This window comes from Candidatus Similichlamydia epinepheli, assembly GCF_003056015.1.
The window spans coordinates 1-5,287 of sequence record NZ_PPEU01000051.1; the positions used below are offsets into that span (position 1 = coordinate 1).

The window sequence follows — 5,287 nt, forward strand, 5'->3', positions numbered from 1 at the left end:
ACCGTGGAGAATCTTTTTTTGTTCGTAAAGGGGCAAAAGGTCGTCTGGTCCGTAATGTAGGCGTAAGTGGCCAAGTTCCAGAGAATACTTCTTCTGGGGGTTGATTTAAGTTTCATTTTCCAGTTCATCCCTTACTCCTTTCCAGAATACGAGGGCAGGTTCTAGGCGTTCGTCTGTCATGGTTCGAATAGCTAGTATTTGAACAGCCTGCGTGAAATATTCTGCTCTTGCAATTGACTCCACTCGTCTATTCGATGCTTTCGACATTGCTTTGTGCAGTCGTAGTATCTGAAGGGTTGCTGTTCTTACCTTGTTGGGGATTTGATAGTTTCCCTGAAATAACTCGTCTAACATGTCTCCACGATCTCTTTCAGGATCTGACAATATGCATGGTAGAAGCAAAACTGCTAGAAGTACACTTCTAGGAAGTGTACGCTTAGGGAATTGCTGCGAGAAAAGGTCAACAGATTTCAAAAATTGATGTGTAAGTTTTTTATGTTTTTTAAGCGGTTTATCGAAGGCAGGAAAAATTTTTTTTAATAGTCCGTAGCGACTCAATAGGTCGAAGAAAGTTGAAGAGTTCCCCAACTCAAGACCTCGGAAAATTTCTTCAGTTACTCTTGCTCTTGAACTCTTTTCAATTTCTCCAGAGCATTGCTTGATTATTTGCTTAGTTTTGAGAGGTATTGAGAAATCATCGAGACGTGATTGTAATTTCAATATTCGTATCATTCTCACTGGATCTTGTAAGAATCGTGACTCAGGATCGCCAATGACAGATAGTTTTTTTCGAAATAAATCTTCCATCCCGCCAGAATAGTCTATGATCTCTCCAGAAGTGGGATGATAGAAGAGTGCGTTAATTGTGAGATCTCTGCGAAGTGCATCTTCCTCAGGGGTTCCCCATTGATTGTCTCTTACAATTAGTGAGTTAGAATCATTACCAGAACGAAATGTAGAGACATCAAAAATTGATTGTTGCATTCGGACATGTGCTAGTGGAAATCTTCTTCCGATTATGCGTGCCTTCGAGCGAAAAAGCGCACGAATTTGGTCTGGTCGAGCAGAAGTTACAAAATCGAAATCTTTTGGTTGATATCGAAGCAAAAGATCTCGGACACATCCCCCCACCAAATACACTAGAAACCCTGCTCGTTCTAATTTTGTGAAAACACTCATAGCTGCTTGGGGAAGTTGATCAGGGGATAAATCGTAGGCGGCCGCCTGATATAACTTGTAGGGTGACTTTTTGTTCATAGTCTCCGCGTTAGGATTGTCAAAAGTAACTAATCGGTTGATCTCAAAACCTGTCCGTCAACAAGAAAAGTTTTTCAGAGAGAAGGCATTGTCAGTCACCAATATAAATTAAGGCTTTACTAAGCTTACAGAAAAAACCAGGCTAATTTTATTAAAACTAGCTTTAGTATTACAACCTGGAGGATTTAGTCATTGTGGAGATTAAGCTTTCTACTTTTTTAGATTGTCCAATCTTGATATAAGTACCACAACGACAACTCCGGGGAGGACATCATGCGTCTAGGTGGGCAGCGCTCGAATCAGCATCATTCTTTTCTCGAAAAAGCGTGTACGTTTGCTTCTTATGTTTATGGTTGGGTAGCGGCGGCTCTTGCCGTTACTGCAATTACTGCTTATGGTATGTACGCGACCGGTCTTTATGCTAAGATGTCCTCCCTTTGGTGGGTTTGGACAGCTTCCACCTTATGCATTAGCCTCTACATTCGTTTTAATCTTGATACGGATACTGATTTAGCAGTGATTAAAGTTGAAGGCTCTAGCTTTCCATTTTTAGACCTAGGGGATTCCGATAAACTTCAAATCGGAGAGATGGTAATCGCAATTGGAAATGCACACCAATGGACACACTCAGTCACTATGGGAGTTGTAAGTGCAAAAGGTAGAGAGAATCTGAATTTGAATCTTATTGAGGAGTACATTCAAACAGACGCAGCCATTAACCTTGGAAATTCTGGAGGCCCGCTTTTAGACGCAGATGGAAAAGTTATTGGTGTGAACACCGCATTTGCTAGTAATAACGGTAGTGGGTCAATTGGAATTGGATTCGCGATTCCCAGTAATCTAGCACGAACAATCACTCATCAACTAATCGAGGAAGGGATAGTTAGTAGAGGATTCCTTGGTGTGATTATTAAGGAAGTCACTCCAGTTACTGCAGAGGCATACGGACTTGATAAGGCTGAGGGGTTCATAATAACTGAGATCATGGAAGGCTCTGCCGCACAGAAGTCTGGCATGGAAGTCGGTGACGTACTTCTTCGGGTAAATGGACGAGTAATTAAAAACTTTCAGCATCTTAGGAAGATTTTTTCTATTTATAAACCTGGAACGGAGGTAGTTGTTACGATTTTCCGTAATGGTCAGCAAGTTGATGTTACAGTTCTTCTTGAATCAGATAAGCAAACACCTCGAATCGGAGCTCAGAGTATTGACCAACTTGGATTGCTTTTAGAGAATTACGAGATTCTGCTTGAAAATGGAAAAAAAGAGCAATGTGTACGTGTTAAAGAAGTTGCAGTAGATAGTCCAGCATCCGACAATGGTATTCAGCCAGGAGAGCTAATAATTCTTCTGGATCTGAATAAGGTGGCTAATGTTCTTGATTTTAAGAGAAAGTTGGCAACGCGGGATACAAATAAGAATACTATACTTCTACTTGTATCTGATCCAACAGGGAAAGCACGTCGAAACGTATTGATGACAACATCAAAAAAATAACCGTTTCATTTCTCCTTCCGCACCAGAGATTAGCGCTAGATCGTAAGGGGTTCTCCCCTTTCGATCGAGTTCATCCGTACGTATTCCATTAACTCGACTTAAAATTTGAAGAGAAATGGAATCACCATTGATCGCAGCTAAATGTAAAGGGGTTTGCCCCTCGTTATTTCGCTCATTAACATCTTCTGGAGCAATAGATAGTAAAAGTTCCAAACATCCATTAGATTTATATTGTGCTGCAACATGAATAGGCAAAAACCCAAGCCTATCTCTCAACTGTCTCGTTTTGGGCTGAGACTCAAGAATTTTGTTGGCCATTACTGATTTATTGAGACAACAAGCTTTATGCAAGGGAGACATCCCTTTGTTGTCACAAATCATGAAGTCCGCACCTGCCTTCCATAAAACGTCAAAACAACCTTTGTCTCCTAACAGAACTGCTAATGAAACGGCTGTAACAGATCTACGATCGACTTGGTTGATAGAAGGTCTTCTAGTATAATTTACGATAGCTTCAAGAATAGATACATTTTTGCCTAAAACAGCTGCATGAAGCGGTGTCCTATGTAATGAATCGACCTCTTGCATCAATTTATCAACCGTTTCAGGAGGAAGATTAATCAAAAAAGATTCAACACTCTCCCAGTGGCCAAGCTCACAAGCTAGATGAAATGGAGTCCTTAAAAGAATATCCTTTATAAAAGGAGAGGCTGAACCATAACACAGTATCTCAATCATTCTACGTGAATTGACTTCTACGGCAAAATGCAATGCAGATCGTTTATCGTATGTTACACATGATGAATCAGCTCCTTCTTTAAGAAGGATTTCCACAGATTCATACGAGCCAGCAACAATACCTAAATGAATTGGTGTTCTTCCTATAAGATCCTTTCCGTTCAAATGAGCAGAAGCATGAATCAATTGCCAAAGTATATCGGTTTTGTTTTCTTCAACTGCAATATGAAGTGGCGACTTACCTGTTACATTTCTACGATCTGGATCCGCACCTTTAGAAAGAAGAAACTTACACATCTTCCCCTCTCCACTATGAACAGCAATGTGAAGAGGAGTCTCTCCTCCTAAATCGGGAGCATTAACATAGAAGCCTAATTCAATTAAGTATCGAACAAGATCTATATTAGGATATAGAACCCCGTAATGAAGTAGAGTCTGACCAAATCTATTAGATTCTTTGAGAAACTTGTCCGACCGCAGTCGACTTATGCCCAAAATTGATTCAAGAAAAGAGCGATATCCAAGCCTAGCGGCTAAAAGAAGTGATGATTCAGAGGCGTTGTCCTTCGCATATACATCAACACCTTGATGAACCATCCACTCCATCAAACTAGGATTTCCAGATAAAATTGCAAGATGGCAAATATTTCTCTTCTTCCTGTTTGTTAACTGATAAGACAATCCCTTTCGAATTAAAAATTGACACGTCAAACCGTCCCCATTCATTGCAGCAAGATGTACTAATGTGTTCCCGTCGCGATCCACATTGGTTAATTTCCAGCAAGCCTGAGATGCCGCATCAAGATAAGAAAGAAAACCTAAATGAGTTGCTTGATTAAGAATTTGCTGCTGATCTTTTGTTGCCTTTCGTACATCTTCAATGCATATATCCCTCTGTTCATCATCAGACATAGAGGCTGCACGTAAGCCAAAAGAATGGATAGGACTCAAATCTACAAATTGATGAAGAAGCTTTTTTCCAAGTTCACCGATTGCATCCAGTAAAAGAGATAATTCCTGATCCGCTTCCTTATTCTTAAGAAAATGATCTAATTGAACAATAGAGACCAGGTCACACTTTTGTACGTCAATTAATTCGAACAACTGCTTGACAAGACCAATATCAGATACGAAAAAGTCTCTTTCTCTAACAAGGTTCCTGAGAAAAACCCTCTGGTAGAAAACAGAATCAACAAAACTAGAAGTGAAGCAACGAGGGCCACGCGAATAAAAGACATCTCTGAAGGAGCCCTCTACGTAGCCCGACAAAAGACGACCTATCGATCTTTATCGTGAACTAAAATACGAAGTGCGTACCAGAACATTGTAATTAAATTGGCATACATCCCGAGGGCAGTCATTAAAGCAAGCTTATGAACTTCAGGACCGTCGTCCAAAGAAACACGAGATCCGATGCCGTGAATCCTGTGTGCCTCAAACATCGTCAAGCCCATAAAAAGAGCTAACCCACAGTAGGCCAAAATTAAATGAAATGAAGAAACAGACCAAAAAAACGACAAAACAACAGACAGTAAGGTCAGCCCTAAAAATCCTGCCAATCCAACTGAAAGAAGCGCTCCTAACGACGTCAAATCAGAACGAGTATAACGTCCATAAAGAGCTGAGGTCAAAAATAGAAAAGAAGCAACACAAAACGCTAGCCAAACAGCTGATCCATAACCAGCTCTAACAAAAAATGGCAAAACTGAACCGAAGAAAAATCCCTCACATACGGAATAAGCAACCAAGCAAGACGAAAGTGAAAATACAGACATCCTCTCAAAACTAAGCAAAT

Annotated in this window: 4 protein-coding genes; 1 reads left to right on the forward strand and 3 read right to left on the reverse strand. The window is 40.4% G+C overall.

Annotated features, from left to right (window positions below):
* Positions 1-105: 105 nt before the first annotated feature.
* Complete coding sequence (gene pcnB, locus GCCT14_RS03425) at positions 106-1,257, reverse strand: polynucleotide adenylyltransferase PcnB (RefSeq protein ID WP_108624253.1); 1,152 nt, start codon at positions 1,255-1,257, stop codon at positions 106-108.
* Between the two features lie 273 nt (positions 1,258-1,530).
* On the opposite strand from pcnB, the gene GCCT14_RS03430 reads away from it, so the two are divergent.
* Positions 1,531-2,754, forward strand: a complete 1,224-nt coding sequence (locus tag GCCT14_RS03430; RefSeq protein WP_108624254.1) for a trypsin-like peptidase domain-containing protein — start codon at positions 1,531-1,533, stop codon at positions 2,752-2,754.
* Here the strand turns inward: GCCT14_RS03430 and GCCT14_RS03435 are convergent.
* Together GCCT14_RS03435 and GCCT14_RS03440 are read right to left on the reverse strand one after the other, a co-directional pair.
* Positions 2,743-4,761, reverse strand: coding sequence for an ankyrin repeat domain-containing protein (locus tag GCCT14_RS03435; RefSeq protein ID WP_108624255.1), 2,019 nt, complete (start codon positions 4,759-4,761; stop codon positions 2,743-2,745). The genes GCCT14_RS03430 and GCCT14_RS03435 overlap by 12 nt on opposite strands.
* An 8-nt stretch (positions 4,762-4,769) precedes the next feature.
* Positions 4,770-5,287: Bax inhibitor-1/YccA family protein (locus tag GCCT14_RS03440; RefSeq protein WP_204592945.1), on the reverse strand; the 518-nt coding region annotated here is incomplete at its 5' end.

What these genes read in the sequence shown, in the direction of transcription:
- pcnB (WP_108624253.1), bottom strand. Translation starts at nt 1,257, where the DNA reads ATGAACAAAAAGTCACCCTACAAGTTATATCAGGCGGCCGCCTACGAT.
- GCCT14_RS03430 (WP_108624254.1), top strand. Translation starts at nt 1,531, where the DNA reads ATGCGTCTAGGTGGGCAGCGCTCGAATCAGCATCATTCTTTTCTCGAA.